This is a genomic window from Winogradskyella litoriviva, from assembly GCF_013249065.1.
GTDB lineage: Bacteria > Bacteroidota > Bacteroidia > Flavobacteriales > Flavobacteriaceae > Winogradskyella > Winogradskyella litoriviva.
In genome coordinates this window covers 179,857-205,754 of sequence record NZ_JABRWQ010000001.1, presented here as the reverse complement: position 1 = coordinate 205,754, position 25,898 = coordinate 179,857, and the positions used below count along the sequence as shown (strand labels likewise).

Annotated in this window: 26 protein-coding genes; 13 read left to right on the top strand and 13 right to left on the bottom strand. The window is 32.2% G+C overall.

Annotation, left to right across the window (positions count from 1 at the left end):
• Positions 1-374 precede the first annotated feature (374 nt).
• The 7 genes from HNV10_RS00855 (at position 375) to HNV10_RS00825 (ending at position 6,754) form a co-directional block, all read left to right on the top strand.
• Positions 375-1,826 (top strand): type III PLP-dependent enzyme domain-containing protein, encoded by a 1,452-nt coding sequence (locus HNV10_RS00855; protein WP_173299441.1) that lies wholly within the window; start codon positions 375-377, stop codon positions 1,824-1,826.
• Positions 1,827-1,837: 11 nt separating this feature from the next.
• Positions 1,838-2,779 (top strand): agmatinase, encoded by a 942-nt coding sequence (speB, locus tag HNV10_RS00850; protein ID WP_173299440.1) that lies wholly within the window; start codon positions 1,838-1,840, stop codon positions 2,777-2,779.
• Positions 2,769-3,746, top strand: a complete 978-nt coding sequence (locus tag HNV10_RS00845) for a deoxyhypusine synthase family protein (protein WP_173299439.1) — start codon at positions 2,769-2,771, stop codon at positions 3,744-3,746. The genes speB and HNV10_RS00845 overlap by 11 nt, the downstream gene beginning before the upstream one ends.
• Before the next feature lie 2 nt (positions 3,747-3,748).
• Positions 3,749-5,278, top strand: a complete 1,530-nt coding sequence (locus HNV10_RS00840; protein ID WP_173299438.1) for a bifunctional GNAT family N-acetyltransferase/carbon-nitrogen hydrolase family protein — start codon at positions 3,749-3,751, stop codon at positions 5,276-5,278.
• 44 nt (positions 5,279-5,322) lie between these two features.
• Positions 5,323-5,649: a hypothetical protein gene (locus HNV10_RS00835; protein ID WP_173299437.1), complete on the top strand. Its 327-nt coding sequence runs from the start codon at positions 5,323-5,325 to the stop codon at positions 5,647-5,649.
• Between the two features lie 75 nt (positions 5,650-5,724).
• Positions 5,725-6,138, top strand: a complete 414-nt coding sequence (locus tag HNV10_RS00830; RefSeq protein ID WP_173299436.1) for a VOC family protein — start codon at positions 5,725-5,727, stop codon at positions 6,136-6,138.
• A 238-nt stretch (positions 6,139-6,376) separates the two neighbouring features.
• Entirely contained in the window at positions 6,377-6,754 is a 378-nt protein-coding gene (locus HNV10_RS00825) for a hypothetical protein (protein WP_173299435.1), read from the top strand.
• Between the two features lie 35 nt (positions 6,755-6,789).
• Here the strand turns inward: HNV10_RS00825 and HNV10_RS00820 are convergent, their stop codons facing one another.
• From HNV10_RS00820 to HNV10_RS00795, 6 genes are read right to left on the bottom strand one after another with little or no spacing between them, the layout of a single operon-like run.
• Entirely contained in the window at positions 6,790-8,181 is a 1,392-nt protein-coding gene (locus HNV10_RS00820; RefSeq protein ID WP_173299434.1) for a mannosyltransferase, read from the bottom strand.
• Positions 8,178-9,611, bottom strand: coding sequence for a cellulose synthase family protein (locus tag HNV10_RS00815; protein WP_194241009.1), 1,434 nt, complete (start codon positions 9,609-9,611; stop codon positions 8,178-8,180). The genes HNV10_RS00820 and HNV10_RS00815 overlap by 4 nt, the downstream gene beginning before the upstream one ends.
• Positions 9,612-9,667: 56 nt before the next feature.
• Positions 9,668-10,357, bottom strand: a complete 690-nt coding sequence (locus HNV10_RS00810; RefSeq protein ID WP_173299433.1) for a glycosyltransferase family 2 protein — start codon at positions 10,355-10,357, stop codon at positions 9,668-9,670.
• The gene (locus tag HNV10_RS00805; protein ID WP_173299432.1) at positions 10,357-11,184 is read right to left on the bottom strand and encodes a toxin-antitoxin system YwqK family antitoxin; all 828 of its coding nucleotides are present in this window, start codon (positions 11,182-11,184) and stop codon (positions 10,357-10,359) included. The genes HNV10_RS00810 and HNV10_RS00805 overlap by 1 nt, the downstream gene beginning before the upstream one ends.
• Positions 11,184-12,773, bottom strand: coding sequence for a 4Fe-4S binding protein (locus HNV10_RS00800; protein WP_173299431.1), 1,590 nt, complete (start codon positions 12,771-12,773; stop codon positions 11,184-11,186). Before HNV10_RS00800 ends, HNV10_RS00805 begins: the two co-directional genes overlap by 1 nt.
• Before the next feature lie 2 nt (positions 12,774-12,775).
• Complete coding sequence (locus tag HNV10_RS00795; RefSeq protein WP_173299430.1) at positions 12,776-14,080, bottom strand: NAD(P)/FAD-dependent oxidoreductase; 1,305 nt, start codon at positions 14,078-14,080, stop codon at positions 12,776-12,778.
• Positions 14,081-14,281: 201 nt separating this feature from the next.
• Here HNV10_RS00795 and HNV10_RS00790 point away from each other — a divergent pair, with 201 nt between their 5' ends.
• Genes HNV10_RS00790 through HNV10_RS00765 form a run of 6 tightly spaced genes read left to right on the top strand, consistent with a single transcriptional unit; the run spans position 14,282 to position 19,723 of the window.
• The gene (locus tag HNV10_RS00790; RefSeq protein WP_173299429.1) at positions 14,282-14,992 is read left to right on the top strand and encodes a DUF547 domain-containing protein; all 711 of its coding nucleotides are present in this window, start codon (positions 14,282-14,284) and stop codon (positions 14,990-14,992) included.
• Positions 14,993-15,020: 28 nt separating this feature from the next.
• Positions 15,021-15,914, top strand: a complete 894-nt coding sequence (locus HNV10_RS00785) for a hypothetical protein (protein WP_173299428.1) — start codon at positions 15,021-15,023, stop codon at positions 15,912-15,914.
• Positions 15,915-15,948: 34 nt separating this feature from the next.
• On the top strand, positions 15,949-16,962 hold the full coding sequence (locus tag HNV10_RS00780; RefSeq protein WP_173299427.1) for a glycoside hydrolase family 113: 1,014 nt from the start codon (positions 15,949-15,951) through the stop codon (positions 16,960-16,962).
• A complete protein-coding gene (locus tag HNV10_RS00775) occupies positions 16,955-17,695 on the top strand; it encodes a hypothetical protein (RefSeq protein ID WP_173299426.1) in 741 nt (246 codons plus the stop codon). Before HNV10_RS00780 ends, HNV10_RS00775 begins: the two co-directional genes overlap by 8 nt.
• Positions 17,692-18,954, top strand: a complete 1,263-nt coding sequence (locus HNV10_RS00770) for a POTRA domain-containing protein (RefSeq protein ID WP_173299425.1) — start codon at positions 17,692-17,694, stop codon at positions 18,952-18,954. The genes HNV10_RS00775 and HNV10_RS00770 overlap by 4 nt, the downstream gene beginning before the upstream one ends.
• A gap of 37 nt (positions 18,955-18,991) precedes the next feature.
• Positions 18,992-19,723: a metallophosphoesterase family protein gene (locus tag HNV10_RS00765; protein ID WP_173299424.1), complete on the top strand. Its 732-nt coding sequence runs from the start codon at positions 18,992-18,994 to the stop codon at positions 19,721-19,723.
• On the opposite strand, the gene HNV10_RS00760 is transcribed toward HNV10_RS00765, so the two are convergent.
• The 7 genes from HNV10_RS00760 to HNV10_RS00730 form a co-directional block, all read right to left on the bottom strand.
• The gene (locus HNV10_RS00760) at positions 19,724-20,524 is read right to left on the bottom strand and encodes a TIGR04283 family arsenosugar biosynthesis glycosyltransferase (protein WP_173299423.1); all 801 of its coding nucleotides are present in this window, start codon (positions 20,522-20,524) and stop codon (positions 19,724-19,726) included.
• A gap of 33 nt (positions 20,525-20,557) precedes the next feature.
• Positions 20,558-21,430 carry a DUF547 domain-containing protein gene (locus HNV10_RS00755; RefSeq protein ID WP_241695436.1) on the bottom strand — a complete coding sequence of 291 codons (873 nt, stop codon included), beginning with the start codon at positions 21,428-21,430 and terminating at the stop codon, positions 20,558-20,560.
• Between the two features lie 319 nt (positions 21,431-21,749).
• A complete protein-coding gene (locus HNV10_RS00750; RefSeq protein ID WP_173299422.1) occupies positions 21,750-22,562 on the bottom strand; it encodes a purine-nucleoside phosphorylase in 813 nt (270 codons plus the stop codon).
• Positions 22,555-23,184 carry a TIGR04282 family arsenosugar biosynthesis glycosyltransferase gene (locus tag HNV10_RS00745; RefSeq protein ID WP_173299421.1) on the bottom strand — a complete coding sequence of 210 codons (630 nt, stop codon included), beginning with the start codon at positions 23,182-23,184 and terminating at the stop codon, positions 22,555-22,557. The genes HNV10_RS00750 and HNV10_RS00745 overlap by 8 nt, the downstream gene beginning before the upstream one ends.
• Complete coding sequence (locus HNV10_RS00740) at positions 23,177-23,668, bottom strand: rhodanese-like domain-containing protein (protein ID WP_173299420.1); 492 nt, start codon at positions 23,666-23,668, stop codon at positions 23,177-23,179. The genes HNV10_RS00745 and HNV10_RS00740 overlap by 8 nt, the downstream gene beginning before the upstream one ends.
• 30 nt (positions 23,669-23,698) lie before the next feature.
• A complete protein-coding gene (locus tag HNV10_RS00735) occupies positions 23,699-24,526 on the bottom strand; it encodes a metallophosphoesterase family protein (protein ID WP_173299419.1) in 828 nt (275 codons plus the stop codon).
• Between the two features lie 25 nt (positions 24,527-24,551).
• The gene (locus tag HNV10_RS00730; RefSeq protein WP_173299418.1) at positions 24,552-25,892 is read right to left on the bottom strand and encodes a sodium:solute symporter family transporter; all 1,341 of its coding nucleotides are present in this window, start codon (positions 25,890-25,892) and stop codon (positions 24,552-24,554) included.
• Positions 25,893-25,898: the final 6 nt, after the last annotated feature.

Genomic DNA, 25,898 nt, shown 5'->3' with positions numbered 1-25,898 from the left:
AAAAATATTCTCAAAAAAAATAAAAAAATGTTTTCCGTATTAAAAAATAATTTACATTTGCAGCGAAAATTGGTGTCAATCTAACAAGATAATAAAGCCCGTTTTTAGCTGAACAATTGAAACATGTTTTTATGTTCGGGTTCTTGAAAATTAGGAAGTCATATTCAAGAGCAGCTTACAGGTTAAGTAACCGAATTTTAGAGCTAACTTCCGCTTCTGTAATTGCTGCTAGCCAGCATATTTATGGTTTTGTACCAACTACACAAAGCCAAATCCAGGTATGAGATAACGTAACCTTAACACAGTTTACGCATATATTTTTTATTTTACATACTTAAGTCCCATTACAGTGGGAATTTTATCTAATTAACATCATGAACAATAAATACATTGATCTGATAGATCAATCCTTTCACTTTCCACAAGACGAATTTAAACTTGAGGGTAAATCCTTGCGTTTCCATAATATCGACCTAATGAAATTGGTTGAGGAACATGGAGCTCCATTAAAATTCACCTATTTACCTCAAATTTCTAATAACATTCAGCGTGCAAAAATATGGTTTGCTGATGCGTTTAAGAAACACAATTATAAAGGCAAATACAATTATTGCTACTGTACAAAAAGCTCGCATTTTAAACACGTTTTAGATGAGGCATTAACTAATGATATTCATATTGAAACGTCTTCAGCTTTTGATATAGATATTGTTAAAGCCCTTAAAAAAGAGGGGAAAATAACAAACGAGACTTATGTGTTAAGTAATGGTTTTAAACGCGAAAAGTACATTACAAATATAGCTGAACTTATTAATGATGGCCATAAAAACTGTATCCCAATAATTGATAATTATGAAGAAATAGATTTATTATCAGAAGAGATAAACGGTAAGTTTCAAGTTGGAATTAGGATTGCTTCAGAAGAAGAACCAAAGTTTGAGTTCTATACATCGCGTTTAGGGATTGGTTATAAAAACATTGTGCCTTTTTACAAATCTCAAATTCAAACTAATAAAAAAGTTGAGCTAAAAATGTTACACTTTTTTATTAATACAGGCATAAGAGATAATGCGTATTACTGGAATGAGTTGCACAAATGTCTTAAGGTGTACACATCGCTTAAGAAAATTTGTCCATCATTAAATAGTCTAAATATTGGAGGTGGTTTTCCCATTAAGAACTCATTAGCTTTTGATTTTGATTATGCTTACATGGTAGATGAAATAGTAAACCAAATAAAATTGGTTTGTGAGGAAGAAGAAGTTGAAGTACCTAATATTTTTACCGAATTTGGAAGTTTTACAGTAGGCGAAAGCGGTGGCGCTATTTATAAAATACTTTACCAAAAGCAACAGAACGATCGTGAAAAATGGAACATGATTAACTCATCTTTCATTACAACATTACCAGATACTTGGGCTATTAACAAACGTTTTGTGATGTTGCCAATTAACCGTTGGAATGATAGTTACGAGCGTGTATTATTAGGAGGTTTAACTTGCGATAGCGATGATTATTACAACAGCGAGCAGCATGTTAATGCCATCTATTTACCAAAGTATAATAAAGACAAACCCTTATATATTGGCTTTTTTAACACTGGTGCTTACCAAGAAACCATTGGAGGTTTTGGCGGTTTACAACATTGTTTAATTCCAACACCAAAACATGTTTTAATTCAAAAAGACGAAGAAGGAAACTTAAGCACTCGAGTATTTGCGGAGCAGCAAAAGAGTGAAAATTTATTAGGCATTTTGGGTTATGAAACTGAGACAAAAGAACCTACAATAATTACGTCAAAAGAACTTTTAGAAAATAAAATTTAGAGTAAAAGATTATGAACAAACAAAATTACGCTGGTATTCCAGATGAGTTAGCAAAATTAGAAACAGCTAAAATTGTTCTAATTCCTGTACCTTATGATGGTACAAGTACTTGGCAAAAAGGCGCAGACAATGGTCCTGATGCTTTTTTAGATGCTTCTGCAAATATGGAACTTTATGATATTGAAACAGATTCTGAAGTTTACCAACAAGGTGTGTTTTTAGCAGATGCAGTAACAGAAAACGCGTCGCCAGAAGCTATGGTAGAAGCGGTTCATTTAGCAACAAAAAAATACATCAAGAAAAATAAATTTGTTACTGTTTTTGGTGGTGAACATTCTATTTCAATAGGTACCATTAGAGCATTCAATGAAATGTTTGAAGACTTAACTGTCTTACATATTGATGCACACGCAGATTTACGTGAAAGTTATGAAGGTTCTAAATGTAACCATGCTTGTGCAGTTTATGAAGCGAGCCAAACCACTAACTTAATTCAAGTAGGTATTCGTTCTATGGATATCATTGAAAAGACGGTAATGGACGAAGACAAAACATACTTTGCTCATGAAATGGCAGAAGATGATAGCTGGATGGATTCTGCAATTGATCAAATGACAGATAACGTATTTATTACATTCGATTTAGATGCGCTAGATCCTTCAATTATGCCAAGTACTGGTACACCAGAACCAGGAGGATTATTGTATTACGAAACTTTAGAATTCTTAAAACAAGTGTTTGAAGAAAAGAACGTGGTTGGTTTTGATATTGTTGAATTATGTCCGAATAAGAATGATAAATCCTCAGACTTCCTAGCAGCAAAATTGTACTACAAAATGTTGAGTTACAAATTTAAAGATCAAGACATCGAAGATATTTTTGAGAGTAATTTTAACGATGCAAATAACCAAGGAAATAAAAAATCTAAATTCCAATCAGAAGATGACTACTAATAAAGGCGAAATTTCAAAATTTATTGAAAAGTATTATTTACATTTTAATGCGGCTGCTTTAGTTGATGCAGCAAAAGGCTACGAAGACCAATTAAATTCTGGGGCAAAGATGTTGGTGTCTTTGGCTGGTGCTATGAGTACTGCGGAATTAGGAAAGATTTTTGCAGAAATGATTCGTAAAGACAAAGTGCAAATTGTGTCTTGTACAGGTGCAAATTTAGAAGAAGATATTATGAATTTGGTAGCGCATTCACATTACAAACGTGTACCAAATTATAGAGATTTAACACCTCAAGATGAGTGGGATTTATTAGAGAAGGGCTTAAACCGTGTTACAGATACTTGTATTCCAGAAGAGGAAGCATTTAGACGCATTCAAGAACATATCGTTAAAATTTGGAAAGAAGCTGAAGCTAAAGGCGAACGCTATTTACCACATGAGTATATGTACAAATTATTATTATCTGGTGTTTTAGAAGAGCATTACGAAATAGATTTAAAAGATTCTTGGATGTATGCTGCTGCAGAAAAAAACTTGCCTATTGTATGTCCTGGTTGGGAAGATAGCACCATGGGTAACATCTTTGCAAGCTACGTGCTTAAAGGCGAGTTAAAAGCAAGCACTATGAAATCTGGTATAGAATACATGACGTTTTTAGCAGATTGGTACACAGATAATTCTAAAGATGGTATAGGTTTCTTTCAGATTGGAGGCGGAATTGCAGGCGATTTTCCAATCTGTGTAGTGCCAATGTTATACCAAGATATGGAGCGAGAAGACACACCATTTTGGAGCTATTTTTGCCAGATTAGTGATAGTACAACAAGTTATGGCTCGTATTCTGGTGCAGTGCCAAACGAAAAAATAACTTGGGGAAAGCTAGATATTAATACGCCAAAGTTCATCATAGAAAGTGATGCTACCATTGTTGCACCATTAATTTTTGCTTATCTCTTGGATATGTAATCATGGACAATCAAAAGATTGATAATATTGAATTAAAGTTTCTAACGGTTGATGATTTTGAAGAATTAAAGTCAGCAACCTTAGAATCTTATGGAGGTGTTTTAGATTCTTACTGGAAAAAACATCACATAGAACGTTTAACTTCTATTTTTCCGCAAGGACAAGTGGTTATAAAAATTGATGGTAATATTGCAGGTTGTGCATTATCGCTTATTGTTGATTATGACAGTATAGATGATGAGCATACGTATGCAGATATTATAAAAGGAGATACGTTTAAAAAGCACGATGCCAATGGCGACGTACTTTACGGAATAGATGTATTTATTAAACCAGAATACAGAGGATTACGTTTAGGAAGACGTTTATATGATTACAGAAAAGAAATTTGCGAAACCCTTAATTTAAAAGGAATTGTTTTTGGAGGCCGAATGCCAAATTACCATAAGCATAAGCAGTTTACACCAAAAGAATATATTGAAAAAGTAAAGCGTAAAGAGATACATGATCCGGTTTTAAATTTTCAAATTTCTAATGATTTTCATCCTGTAAGAATATTAAAAGGGTATTTAGAAGGCGATACAGCATCAAATGAATATGCTGTTTTAATGGAATGGGATAATATTTATTATACAAAAAAAAGCAAGCGAGCTTCGGCTATAAAAACCATTGTGAGATTAGGGCTTATTCAATGGCAAATGCGTCCTTACAAAGATTTAGATGCGTTGATGCAGCAAGTAGAATATTTTGTAGATAGTGTGTCTGCTTATCGTTCAGATTTTGCAGTATTTCCTGAATTTTTTAATGCACCATTAATGGCAAAGTACAATCACTTGCACGAGCCACAAGCTATTAGAGAATTAGCAGGTTACACTAAGGTAATTGTTGAGAAAATGCAACAATTGTCTATTTCTTATAACATAAATATCATTACAGGAAGCATGCCAGAATTGGTAGATGATGTGTTGTATAATGTTGGCTATTTATGCAGAAGAGATGGAAGTTTAGAGCGCTATGAGAAAATTCATGTAACACCAGATGAAGCTAAAGTTTGGGGAATGCAACGCGGAAATGAGTTAAAAACGTTTGAAACTGATGCAGGCAAAATAGGCATTTTAATTTGCTATGATTCTGAGTTTCCAGAATTATCAAGGCTATTAGCAGATGAAGGCATGGACATTTTATTTGTTCCATTTTTAACAGATACGCAAAACGGTTATTCTAGAATACGTCTGTGTGCGCAGGCGAGAGCGGTAGAAAATGAGTGTTATGTTGCCATTGCAGGTAGCGTTGGTAATTTGCCAAATGTTAGTAATATGGATATTCAATATGCACAATCAGCTGTATTTACACCATGCGATTTTTCGTTTCCTAGTAATGGTATAAAAGCGGAAGCTACTACCAATACCGAAATGATTTTAGTTGCAGATGTGGACCTCAGTCTTTTAAGAGAATTACACGCTTTTGGAGCTGTAAAAAATTTAAAAGATAGAAGAAAAGATTTTTATGATGTTGTACGTGTAAGCAAATAAGTATTATATTTAAAAAAAATTAGCACTAGAAATTTTATTAAATAATGAAACCGAAAGACGCACATTTAAAGCGAGTTATCGTAGATTTTAAAAAATTAACACCAGAAATTTTAGCTCTTCTTGTTGAAAAATATCCTGATGGTTATGATGATGACCAGATTGTTTCATTTAAGAATGCTAAAAATGAAACTATTGAAGCTGTTGAGGTAACTACTGAAGATACTAAGTATTTAGTAAAAGTAAGTACTAAACTAGAGCAGACCATGGAGAATTACGATGAAGATGATTACGAAGATTTTGACGACGATGATCCAGATGCGGTTGTAGATCCAGAATTAGAACCTGGAGCTGAGGATGAAGATTTTGGATAAATCATAGTAGTCATATTGAGAATATTTTGTAATTTACTATATATTAAAATGTTATAAATTTTAAATGGTTGAATTATGGAAACATCATTTCATATCTCGTTACCATGTTTAAATGTAGAAGACACCAAGAACTTTTACATAAATAGCATTGGAGCTTCCTTAGGAAGAACAAATGAAAATTGGTTAGATATAAATCTATTTGGACATCAAATTACATTTATACAAGCCGAAAAATTTAATTTCAATAGTCCCAATTATGTGTTTGAAGGCAAATTATTGTCATCATTTCATTTTGGTGTTATAGTCAATGAAACCAGCTGGAAAGACTTATACGAAAAACTGATTCAACTAAATTTAAAAGTAGTTACTCACGCTACTTTTTTAGAGGATAAAATAGGTGAGCATTCATCTTTTTTTATAAAAGACCCTAATGATTATATGTTAGAGTTTAAAAGCTTTAAAAACTATAATGAGATGTTTAAAGCATAATGCTTAATTTAATATTTAATTAAACTAAAAAGTACTTCTACAATTGTAGCTACAGTAATTATAGCCTTAAGGTTATATTCTAAAAGCATTTGGGCTTGAGGTAGCAAATTCCCAAAACCACAAAGTAATTAAGTTATAGATACCACAATACTTGTAAAATATTGCGAGTTAGTGCTATATCTATATCTAAAATTTAAAACACAGGAATTTAAACAAGAATTTTAATTTTTTACCAAACATGAAAAACAAACAATTTATACTCGTTTTTATATGCTCTATCGTTGTATTTAGCGCAAATGCATTATTAGAGAAAAAAACTAAAACACAAGACAAAAGAAAAGTAACAGCAACAGCTACTTTTGATGGTTACGATGCTGAGGATGGCTATGCTTTTATAATACAAGAGGATGAAGATGATGCCGAAAGTGAGATAACAATGTTCTTTACAGAAATTTCAGAAACAGCTTTAAAAGCAGTAAACCTAAAGTCTGATGAAATGATAGGGAAACGTTTTCAAATTACATATGAAATAACTGAATACGAAGAAGAAGACGATAACGGTTATGTAGAAACCTTTGAAAGTTTTAAAATAATAGAAATAAAAAAGTTGAAATAAATCAGTTATAAGTTATTGAAGTTTAGAATGGACTGCTAGGGAACTGGCAGTCTTTTTTTTATAAGAACTTCCCATATAAATACTGCAAAAACGATGATATACTCTAACGCAACAATCCATAGATTTTCTTTAAAAATATCGTGAGCGTAGGCTTGGTAACTCAGTACAACCACTAAAGACCAAACCAATGGAAATTTATAATTGGTAAACACACTTAAAATTACTAAAGTTGCAATATACCAAGGATGAATCGTTGTCCCTAAAAATAAATATAGTGTGAGCACCAGTAACATGGAAGTTATCAGTTTTGGTAAACTGCTATTGTCTTTAAAGAATGTAAATCCTAATATAATTAGTATTGAAACGATGGGTAAAATCTTACCAATTATGGCAATTTCATTATAGCCAGTTATAGCATAGCCTATAGCTCTGGCGAGATAATAAAAGCTTGCATTAAATTCAAAATTTCCAAACCACAATCCTATTGTTTTAGTATAATTAGTTACAAATTCCATTGAAAAAAACGGAATAAAAAGCAGAATTATAGTGGTAATAACTATGGTGTAGAAAGCAACTAATTGTGGTAAATTTAGGTTTTTAATGGTGTCTAAAAACGTTATTGATTTACTCTGTTTATGAGATGTTTTAAAATGATTAAAAAACAAAGGCAACAACATCAACGGAATTAATTTTACCGAAATGGAACATGCTAAAACTACAGCTGCCCATTTCCATTTTCCTGATTGTAATAAATACAAACTCCAAATAAGGAAGAAAATCATAACACCTTCAAAATGAAGATTCCCTGTTAATTCTATTATTATAAAAGGATTTAAAATGTACCAGAAGATATTAGACGATGGTATTTTTAATTGTTCTAAAAGCTTTTTTCCAAAGTATAAGGTTCCAATGTCAGCAGCAATAATTATAAGTCTTAAACCGATAACTGAACTCAAAATACTTTGCCCAGGAAAAAGGTTTGCTATTACAAAACAGAGTTGATTAATTGGCGGATAATTTGTAAAATGCGACGCACTTAAACTTCCCATACCATTGAATAATTCTACTTGGTTGTTAAACCCAGTAATTACACCCATTTCCATTTGGTAATTTGGTGTTGATAGGTAAGGGTTGAAACCAGAAAGAATTATTTGACCATCCCAAATAAATCGATAAAAATCTTGTGATAAATTCGGAGTAGCAAATAGAAACAACAACCGAAATACAATAGAGAAGATTACTAAAAGCTTAAAATTAAACCCAGTGGTCTTTATAATTTTAAAAGCAAATACAAAGAGTGCAGCGTAGAGTAATATTAATTTAGTGGAATCTGAACGCACTAAATCATAGGCGAAAGCGACATAAAATAAACTACTTATAACAGAAAATAGGAGTGGAATTTTGTGATATTTCCAGAGCGCAATCACACTTTAGATGTCAGTGATTTAAAGAACACATAAGCAAAACCAATAAATAGCATTAAGTGAAAAGGAAACAAACCAAAATCACCACCTTGGTCACCCACAATAAAAGCACTGTACATTCCAAAAGCAAAATATAGCATTAGAATGCCTTCAATCACTACGTTAGGCGAAACTTTTTTACGCAGGTATTTATTGTTTTTCCAATTGTCTTTAAACTTTTTAATATTGAATTTAGGTGTACGTACAAATTCACTTTTCTTACCAATATGGCCTTCAATAACTGCTATAGAGTTATGAAGTGAAAAGCCCATAGCTATTGAAAAGAAGGTAAAGAACATACCAACGTAACTAAAGAATTTTTTAAATCCACTTCCATAAATACTTTTATACATAAACCAGTAACAAACAAAGAAAATAATGGTACTCATTACAAAGAAACTCATCACATAAAAGTAGTTTCTTAGGTGTGCGTATTCATTCTTTATATACAACATTGGTATACTCAAAATAGCAACTGTGAAAATGCTTAAAAACATGGAACTATTTAATAAATGAAGTAAGCCATGAACTTTTGTTTTGGCAGAAATATTATCAGATTTTATAACGCGCCAAAGCATTTTTCTAAAGTTTTCTGCACCACCTTTATTCCAACGGAATTGTTGAGAACGTGCAGCACTTATAACAATAGGTAATTCTGCAGGCGTTTCAACATCTTCTAGATATTTAAATTCCCAGTTTTTTAATTGAGCTCTATAACTTAAATCTAAATCTTCTGTAAGAGTGTCGCCTTCCCAATTTCCAGCATCGAGAATACATTCTTTTCGCCAAACACCAGCAGTACCATTAAAATTAATAAAGTGCCCTTTACTGTTTCTACCAACTTGCTCTAGTGTAAAATGTGCATCTAAAGCAAATGCTTGTATTCTAGTTAGTAAAGAATAATCCTTATTGATATGTCCCCAACGAGTTTGTACAACACCAATCTTTTCATTTTTAAAATAAGGAATTGTACGTTGTAGCCAATTAGGTTGTGGCAAAAAATCGGCGTCAAAAATGGCAATAAATTCGCCTTTAGCAATTTCTAAACCTTCTTTTAGTGCTCCAGCTTTAAAACCGCTACGGTCAGTTCTGGTAATATGTTTTATGTCTAATCCTGTTTTTGCAAGTTGCTCTATGTGAGTTTTTGTAGTTTCTACTGTTTCGTCGGTAGAATCATCTAAAACTTGAATTTCTAACTTGTCCTTTGGATATTGTAAAAGTGCAATATTATCTAACAAACGCTCCATAACATACATCTCGTTGAAAACGGGAAGTTGAATAGTAACGTAAGGAATTTCATCTGGATTAGAGAAATCAAATTTTACACAGTCTTCTCTATTTTTTTTAGAGGAAAGATAATTGTACAGCAAATTAAGTTGCGCTAATGCGTACATAAAGATGAGCACTATGGCAATAGTGTAAATTACAATAATTGTATACTGGAGGTAAATCACTTAAAACTATATTTAAAAATCCATGTCAAGATTTTTATGCCTGCAAAGATAGCACCTTTTATCGTTCCTGAAACTTTTGAGACACCAATTCTGTTTCTATAATTAACAGGTATTTCTCTGTAACTTAATTTTTGCTTTAAAACTTTTAGTTGCATCTCTACCGTCCAACCATACGTTTTGTCTTCCATTTTTAAACCTAAAAGTTTATCGTATTTTATGGCTCTAAAAGGACCTAAGTCTGTAAATGTTGATTTAAAAAGTAGTTTCATTAAGCTGGTAGCTAACCAATTGCCAAAAATTTGAGGTTGCGTCATGGAACCTTCTTCTCTCAATTCTTTAATTCTAGATCCAATAACAAAATCTATATTTTCTTCAATAATAGGTTGAATTATTTTGGTTAATTCTTCAGGATAATCACTGTAATCTCCATCTAAAAAAACAACTATATCTGGCTTGTTTTTTTGTTGAGAAATATATTCCATGCCTTTTAAGCAGGCAAAACCGTATCCTTTTTGGTTTTCAACTAAAACGGTTGCTCCTGCATTTTTTGCATTTATCTCTGTGTTATCGGTAGAATTGTTACTAACAACAATAATTTCATTAACTAGGTTGGGAATAGCTTTTATAACAAGAGGAATAGATTCTTCTTCATTATATGCCGGAATTATAACTTTTATATTGGGCATTATTTTAAATCTGATAGTTTATTGTCTCTTTTAAATGATTTTAAATCTGTCCATTCTTTCAGTTTTTTTCCTTTAGAATATTTTGAAGCAGCTATTAATTCTTCATTTTTATACATGAGGCAATATCCATTTTTTTTATTGTTAGTTAATTGACACTTGTGGTTAATTTTTTCATTTTTATCATAAAATAACCACCAACTATCTTTTTTGCCATTTATAAAATGACCTTCTGAGGTTTTTAAACCATTTTCGCTGTAAAATTGCCAATAGCTAGTGAGTTTTCCTAACTTATAATCACCAACTTTTTCAATTTGGCCGTTATTATAGAAAAATCGCCAATATCCTGTTTGTTTTCCATTTAAATATTGACCTTCATTGGCTAGTTTCCCATTGTTGAAATAGGTTTTCCAGTAGGAGGTTTTTTGATTGTCTTTGTAATGTCCTTTTTCTTTTAATCTTCCGTTTGGGAAATAAAATTTCCAATATTTAGATCGTTTGCCGTTATGATAATGGCCTTCTTCTAAAAGTCTATTGTTATAAAATGTTTTCCAATGATTTATTTTAAGTCCATTTTTAAAATAACCATAAGCCTCAATGTTTCCGTTTTTATCGTGAAAACTCCAAAATCCGTTTTCTTTTCCATTGAGAAAAGCACCTCGTTTTTCTAATTGACCATTGGTATGATAAAAGTACCAATAGTCAACTTTTAGATTGTTTTGAAGCCAACCTTTGGAACTAATTTTACCATTGTCATAGGTGTTTTTAATGTAGTTTTTTTGACCAAATGCCAAGGATGAAAAAAATAATAAAAATAGAAAAACACGCATTATTTCTGATTTACTAAATCCATTAAATCAACATCGTTACCTAATAAAATTTCTGTTGGGTTAATTCTTCCTTTCATGCTATCATTCTCTAGTTTAAGAACACCTCTTGGGCAAACAGCAGAACAAATACCACATCCAACACAGCTAGATCGTACAATGTTTTCACCTTTTTGAGCATAAGCACGTACGTCTATTCCCATCTCGCAACTGTTAGAACAGTTACCACAAGAAATACATTGTCCGCCGTTTGTTGTAATTCTAAATTTAGAAAACATACGTTGCTGAAATCCTAAAACGGCAGCCATTGGACAACCAAAACGGCACCAAGAACGATTTCCTAAAATAGGATAGAAACCAGTACCAATGACACCAGAAAAAATAGAGCCAATATAAATTCCATATGAAGATCTTAATACACTTGCTTTTACATAGAAAAGGTTTTCAGTTGTGCCAGTAAAATGCATCACTAGTAATACGGTAATTGCCACAAAGAAACCAATGGCTCCATATTTGGCATCTTTACCGAGTTCTTGTCTTTTAAAAAACATAACAGCGGCAAATACTAATGTTAAAAAGCCAATAACTAAAGCAATGAAAACATCTCTAGTAAGCCAAAAGTCATTTTTGTCATAGCCTAAATACGTATAAATCACTGCTGTTGTCATTAGTACAGAAAAGACAAGAACTGTATGTATTAACCAACGTTCTAATTTCCAAGCCGACATTTTTTTAGATGATAATTGTCTGAATGAATCTCCTGCAGTTTCCGCTAAACCACCACAGCCACAAACCCAAGAACAATACCAACGCTTGCCGTATTTGTATGTAAGAATTGGTGTAATGACAAATATGGATATGATACCAAACAGTAGTAGTGCTAGTCCTATATTACCGTTAGAAAGAAAGCCGTTAACAGACCATTCATCAAAAATATAATAATTAAGAGGCCAAATACTTTTAAGGTCGTAATAAGGTAAGTCGTTATTCATAACGTACATAAATTCTGGAATCAAAAAGGCAAAACCTAATTGAAAAAACATAACAGAAACGGTACGTAATTGTTGGTAACGATTATGTCTATATTTTAGAATGAATTTATAACCAAAAGCCAGTATAGCAACTGTGTAAAGTGTGCCATACACAAACCATTGGCTGGCGTTTCTGCCTCCCAATAGTTGACTCAATGGGTCAAATAAGCCAATTAAGCCTGAGTTAGCTTCACCATCTGAGCCTAATCCTAAATACTTTGGAAAGAAATAAAGAACGATATAAAATGTGGTTAAAATAATACCAACAATCCAACCCCAAATACCACGAGACGATATAGATTTAAACCAAACACCATCATTTTTTATACCTTCTAATTTGTTGAGGTAGGCATCTCTTGCATACACAACGATGCCAACAATAATTAAACCTAATGAAAGTGATAAGAAAATGGCTTTGTTAGGGAAATTAGTGTTAAATAAAGCTAAAACTAGAATGAATAAACCTACAATACCAACCGCTAAGGCTATTTTTTGTTTGTTTGATATATCTAAAGCATCAGGTTTAGCTAAAGACATACTATGATTTAATTTATGACTCATAATTAAGCGATTTGTAATTGATTGTTGTAGGCTTTTAAAATTTCGTTTTTAAATGTTGAATAAAACTCAGGATCAAAATTGGCTTCAGATAAATGATTTATTACATAATCTACATCGCGTTTTTCTGTTAACCAAGTATCAAAAGTTTCATGTCGCATTCTAATTCCAAAAGTGTTGATACCTAAAAATTCTTTAGTGTCTTTGTGGTAAGCTACGGTTATGCATTTAGTATCATCATTGTGTTTCCAATGAAAATGTTTTTCGTATTCTGGACGACCACGTTCTCCAAAAACCCAACCGTAGGTTTGATATTCAATATCTAAAAATTTAGCAGAGTTAAACCAATGACCTGGTTTGTATTCAATTTTATTTCCACAGATAGTTTGCGCTAAAGTTTCTCCCATCATTCTGCCTGTGTACCAAACGGCTTCAATTGGCCTTCGGTTGCCTATAGCTTCATGTTGTTCTGCACAATCACCAATAGCATAGACGTCTTTTATGTTCGTTTCTAAAAAACGATTCACTTTTACACCTCGTCCTAATTCAATTTCAGAATCTTTTAAGAAATCGATATTTGGTGTCACTCCAGCAGTTAATCCAACTACATTACAAGGAATTTCTTCTCCTGTTTCTTCAATTATTATAGACTTAACATAGCCGTTTTCGTCCGATTTAATTTCTTTCAAATTTGTAGAAAGTCTTAAATCTATATGGTGATTTTTAATATGTCTGTTAATCATTTTGCTTTCACCTTGAGGCAAAACACCATTCCAAAAACTATCTTCGCGTACTAAAAAGGTAACAGGAATATCTCTAGAATTCAACATTTCGGCTAATTCAATTCCTATTAAACCACCTCCAACAATTACAGCACGTTTACAGACCTCTTTATTAGGTGCATGTTTTTCAAGATTTTCTAAATCTTGTTTGTGGTACATACCCATAACACCATTTAAATCTTGTCCTGGCCAACCAAATTTGTTGGGTTTACTTCCTGTTGCAATAATCAATTTATCATATTGCATGGTGTCTCCTTCGGCAAAATGAAGTGTTTTAGATTTGGTTTCAACGTTTTTTACGTAACCTTTTTTAAGTTCAATTCTGTTCTTTTTCCAAAACCAATTTTCGTAAGGTTTGGTGTGTTCAAACTTCATGTGTCCCATATACACATACATTAATGCTGTACGTGAAAAGAAATAATCTGTTTCAGCCGAGATAATGGTGATTTTTTTATCGGATAGTTTTCGGATATGCCTGGCTAGTGTAACGCCAGAAATTCCGTTGCCTATTATAACGATGTGCTTCATGTTTTTGTGGTTGGTTAAATAGTCTGTCGAATTTAAAGGTAAGAACTTAAGAATTACTATTAATTTAGAAAGAATTTAAATAAAAGAGTTTTTGTAAGGTATCTGTTTTTTTTGAATGCTTTATTTTTTTAACACCTTGTAAGTGTTAACATTTATATACGACCTAGAGATTATTAAATTTTAAACTATCACTAAAATATTATGAAAGTATACCGTTTTTTAATTGCATTTTTAATCACTTTTAGTGTTAGTGCGCAAGACCTGAATTCATTTTTTACAGGGACAAATTCATTTTTAAATAAACACGTTTCTAAAGGGAAAGTTGATTACGCAAGTATACATAAGGACCAATCTGAATTAGATGAACTTTTAAAAATTGCGAATGGTATAACTGTTAAAGTTACAGATGCTAATAATTATAAAGCCTTTTGGATTAATGCCTATAATATTTCCGTAATTAAAGGTATAATAGATAATTACCCAACTAAATCTCCTTTAGATACAGCAGGTTTTTTTGATAAGACGACTTATGATTTAGCAGGCAAAGAAATTACACTAAACGATATAGAGCACAAATTATTAAGAGCAAAATTTAAAGATGCTCGTTTTCATTTTGTATTAGTTTGTGGTGCCGTTGGTTGTCCGCCGTTAATTGGTGAAGCTTATATGCCAAATACATTAGAAACACAGTTAGAAAGCCAAACGATTAAAGCTTTAAATGGTGATTTTTTAAAAGTGAATACAAAGAAAAAAAGGGTTGAGGCTTCCGAAATTATGAAGTGGTACAAAGAAGATTTTACCATGGATGGCTTAACAGAAATAGAGTTTATTAATAAATACAGAACAGAAAAAATTCCGGAGAATTACAAGCTTACTTATTTTGCGTATAACTGGAATTTGAACAAACAATAATTTAATACTAATCAACTAAAAAAAAGCAATGAAAAAAATTAGTTTAGCAGTCTTAGCAATGATGGTTACATTTCTAGGATTTACTCAAGAAGATGAAGACGTACAAAAAAGTGTTATACAAGAATATACACCTTCAAAATTATTAGATAAAGGGCAATGGGATATTAAGTGGTTTAATAATTTATATACCCAAACCGAAAGTACGTTTAGTGATGGAGAAGAACCTAGACAAACATTTTTTACGTCTACTGTAGATATTTTTACTGGTGTTTCAGAGAGTAGTAAATTTAATGTTGGATTGCTTTTAGAGTTTAGATCTAATGTTATTGCTGATAGAGATGCTTTAGACGTATTTTCTTTTGATGGCGAAACAGGTACAGGGCGTTCTGGTTTTACATCATTTGCACCAGCAATTAAGTTTAACCCTTTTAAAAATGTATCTAATTTTACGATTCAGACGGCATTTCATATTCCTTTAGTAGATAATGAGTCTGAAGATTTTTTACCTATAAATGATAATAATGGTGTCTTTTTAGATCAGAAAGGTTTTATTTTTCAGAATAGATTTTTCTATGATTATACGTTTCCAAGTGGTGATTGGCAAATTTTTACAGAGCTAAATACAGAGTATAATTTTGGTAAAAAAGAAGATAGCTTTGCAAACAATAGTCTTAATTTAACTCCAGGTGTTTTCTTAAGTTATTTTCCAAGTGAAAAGTTTACCGTTTTGGCATTAGCTCAACATTCTCAACGTATAGATACTGGCAATAATTTTGAACAAGATTTTACTGCAATTGGAGGTGGATTTAAATATCAACTCACAAAAGTGTTGAATATAGAAACGCTTTACACCAATTTTGTAAGAGGAAATAACACTGGTTTAGGCGAAACATTTAATATAGGTTTAAGAGCATTGTTTTAGGATTTGTATAAATTAGGAGACCAAAATATCCTTTATGAGTAGTTTTAAACGTCTTTTTTCCATGGTATTATTAGTTGTGCTCTCAGCTTGTAGAGGACGAGAAGACAAAATTAATGGTGTAAGTTTCGTTGCTTCTAGAGATGTAATTGATGCGTCTCATGTTAACCCAATAGTTGAAGTCAATGCCAATTTTGCTGCAGTAATGCCATTTGGGTTTATAAAAAACTTAGACCATCCAGACATTAATCACAATACAGATAGACAATGGTTTGGTGAGACAAAACCTGGTGCTAAACAGTATATAGAGGAACTTCGTAAAAAAAACATTAAAGTAATGATAAAGCCTCAAATATGGGTTTGGCGAGGTGAATTTACAGGACTTATTAAAATGTCTTCAGAAGAAAATTGGAAAATCTTAGAGGCCTCTTATTCTAATTTTATCTTAGAGTATGCCCAACTTGCTAAAGAGGTTAATGCAGAGATTTTATGTATTGGTACAGAACTAGAATTGTTTGTACAACATAGACCAGAGTATTGGAGAGCCCTTATTAAAGACATAAAAAATATTTACACAGGTAAACTTACTTATGCTGCAAATTGGGACGAGTTTAAGCGTACACCTTTTTGGGATCAGTTAGATTTTATTGGTGTTGATGCTTATTTCCCTGTAAGTGATAAAAAAACACCTTCTTATCAAGATTGTTTAGAGGGTTGGAAAATCCATAAACCTGTAATTGAGGAGTTAACTAACACCTATAACAAACCTATTTTGTTTACAGAATATGGCTATAGAAGTGTGGATTTTTCAGGAAGAGAACCTTGGGTTTCAGACATAGCAATGGATGTAGTTAATCTCGATGCTCAAGTAAATACAACTAAAGCATTATTTGAAACTTTTTGGAAAGAACCTTGGTTTGCAGGTGGTTTTATATGGAAATGGTTTCATAAACATCATGAGGTTGGAGGTAAAAACAATTCAAGATTTACACCACAAAACAAACCAGTAGAAGAGGTAATAAGAACGTATTATAAAAAGGATGATGAGTAAATTTAAGTACATTGTGGTAGCATTATTATTGTCGGCTTGTACAAGTGATGACACAGATACTTTAATTGAAAATTCTAATACGTTAACCAACTACTTGCAAGATAGAAGTGTTGAAAATGGAGCCGTAATTGCATGTGCTGGGAATACTGAAGATGATACGGTTAGTGTAGAAATTTTCTTTTATCCAGAAGAAGACGCTACTAATTATAGATTATATGAAACGAGTTCTACTGACGTAGATTCTAATGATTTTTTAAATTACAATCGGATATTTCTAAATGATGCTCCTGTTTTTAATGGGTATTTACGAAAATTTACAGGTGAATTTACTACAGAACGATGGTTTATTGTATCTTTTGAAAAAGATAATGAGATTAAATTGTCTAACCCAATTAGATTAAAAAATGAATCGCAACCGACCTTGTTTGCAAATGCTATAAGTATTAATCAACAACTGTCGCAAATGCCGCTCTTTAATTGGAATGTGAATTCGGAAATGAATAATGCTATATTTTTTCAAGTATTATCTACAATTAATAATGATTTAATTTCTGGAACTTATACCTATGAAAATCAATTTCAATATTACGATACGTCTAATGTGATTTTAAATATTACAAACGGAACGCCTCCAGATTTAGTTTTAGGTGACGATTACAAAATGACTATTATGGATGTGAGCGTTGATAATTGGATAAATGAAATATTTGTTTCGCAATTTACAGTAGAATGAATCGTATAATTACGTTGTTATTATTAAGTTTTTGCTGTTCTAGCTTTTCTCAGAATATGGTTGCTGACCTTAAAATCCAAGGTAATAAAAAGCTAAAATCTTCCTTTGTAAAGAAAATATCTAATATTAAGCCTGGTGTTGTATTAGATTCTTCAGTAATAGAAGAAGACATAAGACTTATTAAATTATTGCCCTCTGTTGCTCATGCGTACTATCAAGTTTTTCCTACTGAGGTTCCAACGCTATTTAATGTGTTTTATAATATAGAGGAGAACTTTACAATAATACCTTCCGCAAATATTTATACAACTAATAATGATGAATTTGCATACCGATTAGGGTTATATGAGTTTAATCTATTTGGACAGAATATGATTTTTGGTGGGTTTTACCAGAAAGACATTTATAGTTCTTATGCAGTTAATTTTAGAGCACCATATTTATTTAGTAGGTCTTTTGGTCTAGCTATTAATTATCAAGATTTAACAACTCAAGAACCTGTGTTTTTTAACAATAGTACCGCTGATTATAAATATAATAATGAATCATTTGAGGTTTTAGGGCTGTTTCAATTAAATTTTAATAATAGGTTTGAATTTGGTTTGAATTATTTTACCGAAGATTATGAATATAAATACGGTGCAACAGACCCTAACGTACCACAAGAATTGGTAGTAAAAAAAATGCTTTATAAACTTATATACGATTATAATAATCTTAATTATACTTATCAGTATATAGAAGGCTTTAGAAGTTTATTTAATTTTCAATATGTGCATTCTAGAGATGATGCACAGTTACCAGGTTTTTTAATTGGTTGGAATGATTTTTTATACTACAAACGATTTGGTAAAAATGGCAATTGGGCTAATAGAGTAAGATTAGGCTTGGCTACCAATAATAAGACACCTTTTGCACCATTTTCGGTAGATAATAATGTTAACTTAAGAGGTGTTGGTAATACTATTGATAGAGGTACAGGAGCTATTGTTATAAACACAGAGTATCGCCATACTATATATGAAAAAAACTGGTTTTCTTTGCAAGGTAATGCATTTTTAGATGCTGGTACATGGCGAAATCCTGGAGGTGATTTTGGTGACTTAGCTGATTCTAAAAATATCCGCGTTTATCCTGGTTTAGGACTTCGTTTTATTCATAAAAAAATATATAATGCCATATTTAGAATAGACTATGGTATTGGTGTAACACCAGATGCTACGCAAGGCTTAGTTTTTGGTATTGGGCAATATTTTTAGTTAAAAAATCTTAATTTCACCTAAATTTGATTACCAAATGCGAACATTAGCCATAGGAGATATTCATGGAGGCTTAAAGGCTTTAATTCAACTTTTAAAACGTGCCGAAGTTACCAAAGAAGATAATTTAATATTTCTTGGTGATTATGTAGATGGTTGGAGTGAGTCTGCTCAAGTTATTCAATATTTAATAGAACTTTCTGAAGTTAATAATTGTGTTTTTATAAAAGGAAATCATGATGCTTGGTGTGAGCCTTGGTTGGCTTCAGAATTTGTTAATGATGTTTGGTACAGTCATGGTGGAAAAGGAACCATAGAAAGCTATAACGGGTTTTCTAAAGCGCAGAAATTGAAACATCTCGATTTTTTTGAGTCCATGCCATTATATCATTTAGATAATGAACAACGCCTATTTGTTCATGCAGGTTTTACTTCTATGTATGGTGTAGAAAAAGAATATAATGCACAGATATTCTATTTTGATAGGACACTTTGGGAAATGGCATTGACGATGGACAATCGAATTAAGAAGGATTCGTCCTTATATCCAAATCGACTAAAACACTATTCAGAAATTTATATTGGTCACACACCAACGCTTAATTTTAAGAAAACAAAACCAATGCATGCCATTAATGTTTGGAATATTGATACAGGTGCCGCATTTACAGGTAAATTGTCTGCTATAGATATTGAAACTAAAGAAATCTTTCAGAGTGATGTTGTCAAAGATTTATATCCAAATGAATTAGGAAGAAACAAAGCGTAATTAACCTAAATGCTTTTTGTAGTAAAACAGCATATCATCCGCAGGTGCACCAAACATTTTCTTTATATAAATCGTCCAAAAATGATATTGTACTTTCCAAATGCCATGTTTATTATACATACGTGCTGAGGTTTTTAGCTTTTTATTAATGACAACAAATTCGTTTCTTGCGTACAGTTCGTTAATTAAAATATTGTCTTCGTAAATGATGTAATTTTCATCATAACCACCAATATCATCAAAAAGTGTTCGTGTTATAAACTGACTTTGGTCACCACCTCTACAAGCGCGCCAAGAAAATTGAGTTAACCAACTTGCTAAACGTAACCACCAATGATTACTGTCAAACTGCATTCTAAAACAACCGGCTTTATTTCCATTATTCACTTCATTAATAATCAGTTGGTCAAAATTTTTTGGTGGAAAAGAATCTGCATGGAGAAAATATAAGATGCTGCCATTGGCATGCTTTGCACCAAGATTCATTTGTTTCGCTCTTCCTTTTTCAGAATTAACCAATACAATTTTTGATTGATTTTGGGATGTTGAACTTGTTTTTGGGTTGATTACTTTAGCAGAACTTTCGAAATTTGTTTCTGTAGCTTCTTTATGAGACATCTCGCTTTCGCTCGATGTGACATCAAGTATTTTATTTACAACCTCTTGTGTCCCATCCGTACTTCCTCCATCAACAATAATTATTTCCGAAATATTTGAAGCCAATGTATTTTGATTAATATGGTGAATTAATTTACCAATAGTATCAGCTTCATTTAAAACAGGAATAATTATACTTATCATAGTTTACTTACGAAAAATGTTTTAGGTGAGTTTTTAATCATTCAAATTCCAGTTGTAATCTTTAAAGCTTTTTTTAGCTGAACTTGAAATGTTAACGTCAGCATATTGATTTAATAGATTTATTAAATCGCCATCTTGTTCAAAATCCTTTTTAAACCATTTAAAAATTTTAGACAATTTAATGTGGTCTTCGGTTAATTCATTTTTAGTAGAATCGTTTAAAAATTCTTTAGTTGCCGTTGTTAACTGTGTTTCTAAATTTGAAGCGGTAAAGGCTTCGTTCTGTAATTTAGGACACGAGATAGATGCACAAACTATGGCAAAATGAATACGAGGTTCGTCCATTTTTCTTAAAATCTTATGTTCAATATCATTAAGATTTTGCCATGTATCGCCAAATTGCCAAAGCCTTTGGTCCCAAGGGTCTTTAATGTCTTTAATGCTTTTTACAGGATAATGTCTAAGAATTAAATCTACAGTTAAGGCATTGTAAGCGTTAATCCAATAGGCTAATTTTTCGTCTTTAGTCCAAGTGTCATCAGGTACTGTTTCACTGAGATAATCGATATAGACGTCAAATTCTGATTCATTTTTTATGGCCTTATAATCAACATTACCAGATTCAGAAACATGCTTTTGCAATATCGTATTCCATCGGTTATGTATTACTTCCTTAAAGTTAGATAATTGTTTTGGTGGTTTTGGTGGTAACGGAATTAAATCTACTTCGGTGTCAACAAGCGTTTCATTTTTGGATTCTGGTACTTCTGTAATTGCAGTTAAATCTGCTTTGCTTGTTTCTTTTGTAGTCTTTTCAGAAGTATTGTTTTCTGTTTTAATCGTCTGCTTTTTTGTAGCGCAAGACATTATAAATAGTGATATAATTAAAGCAAAATGATATTTCATTGGTAGTAGTTTTAAACATCTGATTCTCTTTTTTTAGAGAATGCAGGATACAATTCTTGACTAATAAAATCCTTGGAAAATTCTTTAACGCCTTCAAAACCTAATTCAATATCTCTACCTGTTTGCGGTATATAATCGGTTTTAAAATTTAATTCTAAAGACTTAATGTTAGTCTAAAATTAACGCAAATTAATAATCCAACTGCATTATGTCTAACTGCATTAACATTTGGTTTTTTAGCCAAGGACATCTAGTTTCTTAAAGTCCAACTATTATAGGAATTTATAAGAATTTTATAAGGACTATATACTTTTATATATTAAAGTGTCTTTATCAATTCTTTAAACAACGTAATCATGTTTGGTTCTGCTTTTCCTGCCATGGCAATAATTTCAGCAATATCAACAGGTTTTAGATTTTCTGGGTTACACTCATCAGTTAAAACCGAAACAGCAGCCGCTTTTAAATTTAAATGGTTAGCCACAATAATTTCTGGTACTGTACTCATACCAACAGCATCAGCGCCAATAGTTTTTAGCATGCGATATTCTGCTCTTGTTTCTAATTGTGGTCCAACAACACTAGCATAAACACCTTTGTGTAAAGTGATGTTTTGTCCTTTAGCAATACTTTCAAATTTTGAGTTGATTTCAGCGTCATAAGGCGCACTCATATCTGTAAATCGTTCGCCTAATTCTGAAACGCCTTTAAAAGCTAAAGGCGAACCACCTTGTAAATTTATATGGTCGTCAATTAGCATTAATTCGCCTTTTTTGAAGTCTAAATTTACAGCTCCTGCAGCATTAGAGACCAATAAAGTCTTAATGCCTAATTTTTCCATTATTCTTACAGGAAAAGTAACATCTTGCAACGTGTAACCTTCATAAATATGAAAACGGCCTTGCATCACAACGATTTTCTTACCTTCTAGAATACCATAAATAAGTTTGCCTTTATGAAACTCTACAGTTGCCGTTGGAAAATTAGGAATGTGGTTATAACTTGCTTCGGCAATGATTTCAATTTCATTAATTAATTGTCCTAAACCAGTACCAAGAATGATACCTATTTCAGGATTTTCAAAACCTTTGCTTTGTAAATATTCAGTGCTTTCTGTTATAAATTTAATCATTGAGTTGTTGTATTTTTTCTTGAAGTTTTAAGTTAGATTTATAAAAATCTGAAGCAATTAAATCTTCAAAAGTGTCTATATCATTTAAAGTGTCTAAGGTACTAACTGAAACGTTATTTTTGTGTAACTCTTGTAAAGTTTCTGTTAATAAATTGGGTTGACTCCAAGGTTTGTCTGTAAAGATTGTTGTGTTGGGTTGTGATAAGCCTACCAAATAATAACCACCATCTTCTGCTGGTCCAAAAACAACATCGCTAGTCTCTAAAGCGTCGATGCCTTTAGAAATATGAGAAGCATTAATGTCTGGTAAATCTGAACCAATTAAAACAATTTTTTTATAGCCAGCTTTAAAGCCGTCTATAAATGCATTGTTCATGCGCTCACCTAAATCCGTTCCGTTTTGTACGGTTTTAAAATCGTTTGGCCATTGAGAATCAACCACAGAAGTAGAAAAATAAATACGTTTATCAAACGCTAATGCTTGTGTTGCTTTTTCTGTGATTTTAACCAATTCGGTATAGACCTCAAAAGCGCCAAAATCGCCAATAGTTTTTGCAAGTCTTGTTTTTACAGTTCCTAGTTTAATGTTTTTTACAAACACAATTACAAGTGCATCAGTCATATATTTTATTTCCTTTTGTCAGCCATTTACTCCATTCTTTAGAAAATGCGTGAACATCATCTGTTTCGCCTTCTGTATTGTAAATTGTGAAGTCGTTATTTTTCCATTCAAAAATACCACCAAATAAATTAAAAACATTGGTGTAACCAGCCTTTTTAAGCTGTTCTGCAACGTCTTCTGAGCGAATACCAAGCGAACAATACACTACTATGGTTGCCGATTTATCTGGAAGTAATTCCGTAGTTGTTTCTAAATTAAATTCGTCATAACCAACACAAATAGCATCTTCCAAATGACTCACATTAAATTCTGAAAGTTCTCTTGCATCCAATAAAATAGCATCGGTTTTTGGCATTGCCAATTCGTCAACTGAGATATAAGGAACGCTTTCTTCGTTATGTTTTTTTAGTAGCTTTTTTATACTACTTTGACTATGTCCTGCAATGCCTAGAAGCAGAAATGAGAGTAAAATAAAATTCTTCATAAGGGTTTAGTATAATTTGTTTGTCCAACCTTACAGTAATATAGGTTTTCCTTGTAATTGTTTTTCTGTTTCTGGTAATATTTCCATGTTATCCCAAATACCAGTAACTATGGTTTTTGCATAAGATTCTGGTAGTAATCCGTTTAACATCAGTTGATTTGTACGTGTATAATCGTAATCTAATTTACGGAAATTTACGGTAGTCAATGGTTTTGAATCGTCTAAAATAGCATACCAAACGTAAGGATTTCCGTCGTTTGCAGGCATACCAATAACACCAGGATTAACCCAAAGTTTATCATCTTGTTGGTCTAAAAACGGTAAACCACAATGGCCAGCAATTATCATATCGCTTTTTGCAGCTTCAAAATTTTCAGCTTTTATTGACCAATCTGTTGATTTAAATATAAATTCTGAAACATTAAAATAAGAACCATGAACCACAGAAACAGTTTTATTACTTAGAGTGAATTTAATATGGTCTGGAAGTGTTTCAAGATAATTTAAAGAATCTTGTGATAATTTGCTCTTAGCATAAGGATACCATTGTTGCGAAAAATTATCGCATCGTGAGCCTACTCTAAAATCGCAACCACAATCATCTTCATCATCGCGCAGTTGTATTTCTACATTGCCGACAATGCTTTTTGCCTTCCACGTTTTAAACGTTTGCAGTGTTTCTTCTGGCTGCGCGCAATACCCAATAATGTCGCCTGTACAAATACAGTTTTCTGGTGGAATACCTTCCGCTTCTGCCACAGCAATTAAGGCTTCAAGCGCTTGAAGATTACTGTAAACACCACCAAAAAGTAGCACTTTGCCAGAGAGTTTACCAATATCATTTATTTTTTTATTCATATTATTTCCCACTAAAGAGGAAGTCTTATTGATTTGATTTCAACCATCTCGGTATGAAATATAAAATATTACAACTAAAAATGCCCCAAATATTGACCCAAAGCAAGTCGGCATATTTTCCTTCTGTAAAAATTAAGGCTTCAGGAAATACATTAAATACCAATAAGAATCCAAATACCAATCCTGTGATGATGCTAAGATAAAAACTGATTTTTGGGACTTTCATTTTCCAAAATAAAAAGATAGGTGTTAAGCCAATAACCATGGTTCCCGAAATAGTTGTTGCAGATAAAATTTCGGCATTTAAAAATATGGGTAGGGTTCCTAAAATGGCAATGGTTGCCATGGACACTCGCCCAAAAGTGAGGTCTTTTACCATGCCTAAATCAACTGCTAATAATTTGGAAAAGGATGAAAATGTAGAGTCTAAGGTTGAAGCTGCAGAAGTTATCATTATAAAATTAATGACTAATAGAATGATAACACCAAACGCTTTACCAACTTGAACTGCTGCCTGACCAGTAAAGCCTTGCGTTTGTGCATAAACACCAATAATACTAAATAAAATAATGCAAATAGCACCTAATAAACTTGCCCACAAAAAGCTTTTGCGCGTGACTTTTGGCGAACTTATAAAAGCTCTATCTGTTAAAACTGGGTCGTGAAACGGATAACTAAACGATTGAATAATAGCTGCAAAAAACAGATTTAAACCCAACTCAAAACTCCATGTGCCTGAAGACGTAACATCGCTGACGGTAAAGGATTCTACTGAGAAGATTTTCCAAAGAATGACTAACAATAAAATACTAAATAATACCATTTGAATTACATCTGTAAAAATAGAACTACTCAATCCGCCTTTAATCGCATAGGCTAAGGTTAGAGCGGTAAAAACAATAATGGCTTTGTAGTAGGCTGAACTGCCAATGTCTCCAAAATAACTACCAATAACCATGGTGTTACTCCAAACTTCATTAAACAAACGAATGGCAATTAAAATTGAAAATAAAGCCATGGCGCCTTTGCCAAATTTGCTCGTCAGGAATTCGTGAATACTCTTAAAACCACCAACAGTTCTAATTTTATAAATCAATAAACCAGCAACTGCAAAAGACAAATAGTAACCAGCATAAGCCACACCACCAACAATACCAAAGCTTAAGCCTAAATTTGCTGCATTGGTAATACTCTTGGCAAAAATCCAAGAAATAATAAGGCTACCAGTAAGCACCAAAGCATTTGGCGCTTTTCTTTTATGAACGGCCTTAAAAAATTGGTCGGTAGTTTTAGCTAATGGCGAAAGCACAAAGAGCAAAACACTCGATGCGATTATTAAAAGCCATTGCCAGTCAATTATATCCATACGTTT

Excerpts from the sequence above, each read along its gene's own strand:
- HNV10_RS00855 (WP_173299441.1), top strand. The coding sequence starts at position 375 with ATGAACAATAAATACATTGATCTGATAGATCAATCCTTTCACTTTCCA.
- speB (WP_173299440.1), top strand. The coding sequence starts at position 1,838 with ATGAACAAACAAAATTACGCTGGTATTCCAGATGAGTTAGCAAAATTA.
- HNV10_RS00845 (WP_173299439.1), top strand. The coding sequence starts at position 2,769 with ATGACTACTAATAAAGGCGAAATTTCAAAATTTATTGAAAAGTATTAT.
- HNV10_RS00840 (WP_173299438.1), top strand. The coding sequence starts at position 3,749 with ATGGACAATCAAAAGATTGATAATATTGAATTAAAGTTTCTAACGGTT.
- HNV10_RS00835 (WP_173299437.1), top strand. The coding sequence starts at position 5,323 with ATGAAACCGAAAGACGCACATTTAAAGCGAGTTATCGTAGATTTTAAA.
- HNV10_RS00830 (WP_173299436.1), top strand. The coding sequence starts at position 5,725 with ATGGAAACATCATTTCATATCTCGTTACCATGTTTAAATGTAGAAGAC.
- HNV10_RS00825 (WP_173299435.1), top strand. The coding sequence starts at position 6,377 with ATGAAAAACAAACAATTTATACTCGTTTTTATATGCTCTATCGTTGTA.
- HNV10_RS00815 (WP_194241009.1), bottom strand. The coding sequence starts at position 9,611 with ATGTACGCATTAGCGCAACTTAATTTGCTGTACAATTATCTTTCCTCT.
- HNV10_RS00810 (WP_173299433.1), bottom strand. The coding sequence starts at position 10,357 with ATGCCCAATATAAAAGTTATAATTCCGGCATATAATGAAGAAGAATCT.
- HNV10_RS00805 (WP_173299432.1), bottom strand. The coding sequence starts at position 11,184 with ATGCGTGTTTTTCTATTTTTATTATTTTTTTCATCCTTGGCATTTGGT.
- HNV10_RS00800 (WP_173299431.1), bottom strand. The coding sequence starts at position 12,773 with ATGAGTCATAAATTAAATCATAGTATGTCTTTAGCTAAACCTGATGCT.
- HNV10_RS00795 (WP_173299430.1), bottom strand. The coding sequence starts at position 14,080 with ATGAAGCACATCGTTATAATAGGCAACGGAATTTCTGGCGTTACACTA.
- HNV10_RS00790 (WP_173299429.1), top strand. The coding sequence starts at position 14,282 with ATGAAAGTATACCGTTTTTTAATTGCATTTTTAATCACTTTTAGTGTT.
- HNV10_RS00785 (WP_173299428.1), top strand. The coding sequence starts at position 15,021 with ATGAAAAAAATTAGTTTAGCAGTCTTAGCAATGATGGTTACATTTCTA.
- HNV10_RS00780 (WP_173299427.1), top strand. The coding sequence starts at position 15,949 with ATGAGTAGTTTTAAACGTCTTTTTTCCATGGTATTATTAGTTGTGCTC.
- HNV10_RS00775 (WP_173299426.1), top strand. The coding sequence starts at position 16,955 with ATGAGTAAATTTAAGTACATTGTGGTAGCATTATTATTGTCGGCTTGT.
- HNV10_RS00770 (WP_173299425.1), top strand. The coding sequence starts at position 17,692 with ATGAATCGTATAATTACGTTGTTATTATTAAGTTTTTGCTGTTCTAGC.
- HNV10_RS00765 (WP_173299424.1), top strand. The coding sequence starts at position 18,992 with ATGCGAACATTAGCCATAGGAGATATTCATGGAGGCTTAAAGGCTTTA.
- HNV10_RS00760 (WP_173299423.1), bottom strand. The coding sequence starts at position 20,524 with ATGATAAGTATAATTATTCCTGTTTTAAATGAAGCTGATACTATTGGT.
- HNV10_RS00755 (WP_241695436.1), bottom strand. The coding sequence starts at position 21,430 with ATGAAATATCATTTTGCTTTAATTATATCACTATTTATAATGTCTTGC.
- HNV10_RS00750 (WP_173299422.1), bottom strand. The coding sequence starts at position 22,562 with ATGATTAAATTTATAACAGAAAGCACTGAATATTTACAAAGCAAAGGT.
- HNV10_RS00745 (WP_173299421.1), bottom strand. The coding sequence starts at position 23,184 with ATGACTGATGCACTTGTAATTGTGTTTGTAAAAAACATTAAACTAGGA.
- HNV10_RS00740 (WP_173299420.1), bottom strand. The coding sequence starts at position 23,668 with ATGAAGAATTTTATTTTACTCTCATTTCTGCTTCTAGGCATTGCAGGA.
- HNV10_RS00735 (WP_173299419.1), bottom strand. The coding sequence starts at position 24,526 with ATGAATAAAAAAATAAATGATATTGGTAAACTCTCTGGCAAAGTGCTA.
- HNV10_RS00730 (WP_173299418.1), bottom strand. The coding sequence starts at position 25,892 with ATGGATATAATTGACTGGCAATGGCTTTTAATAATCGCATCGAGTGTT.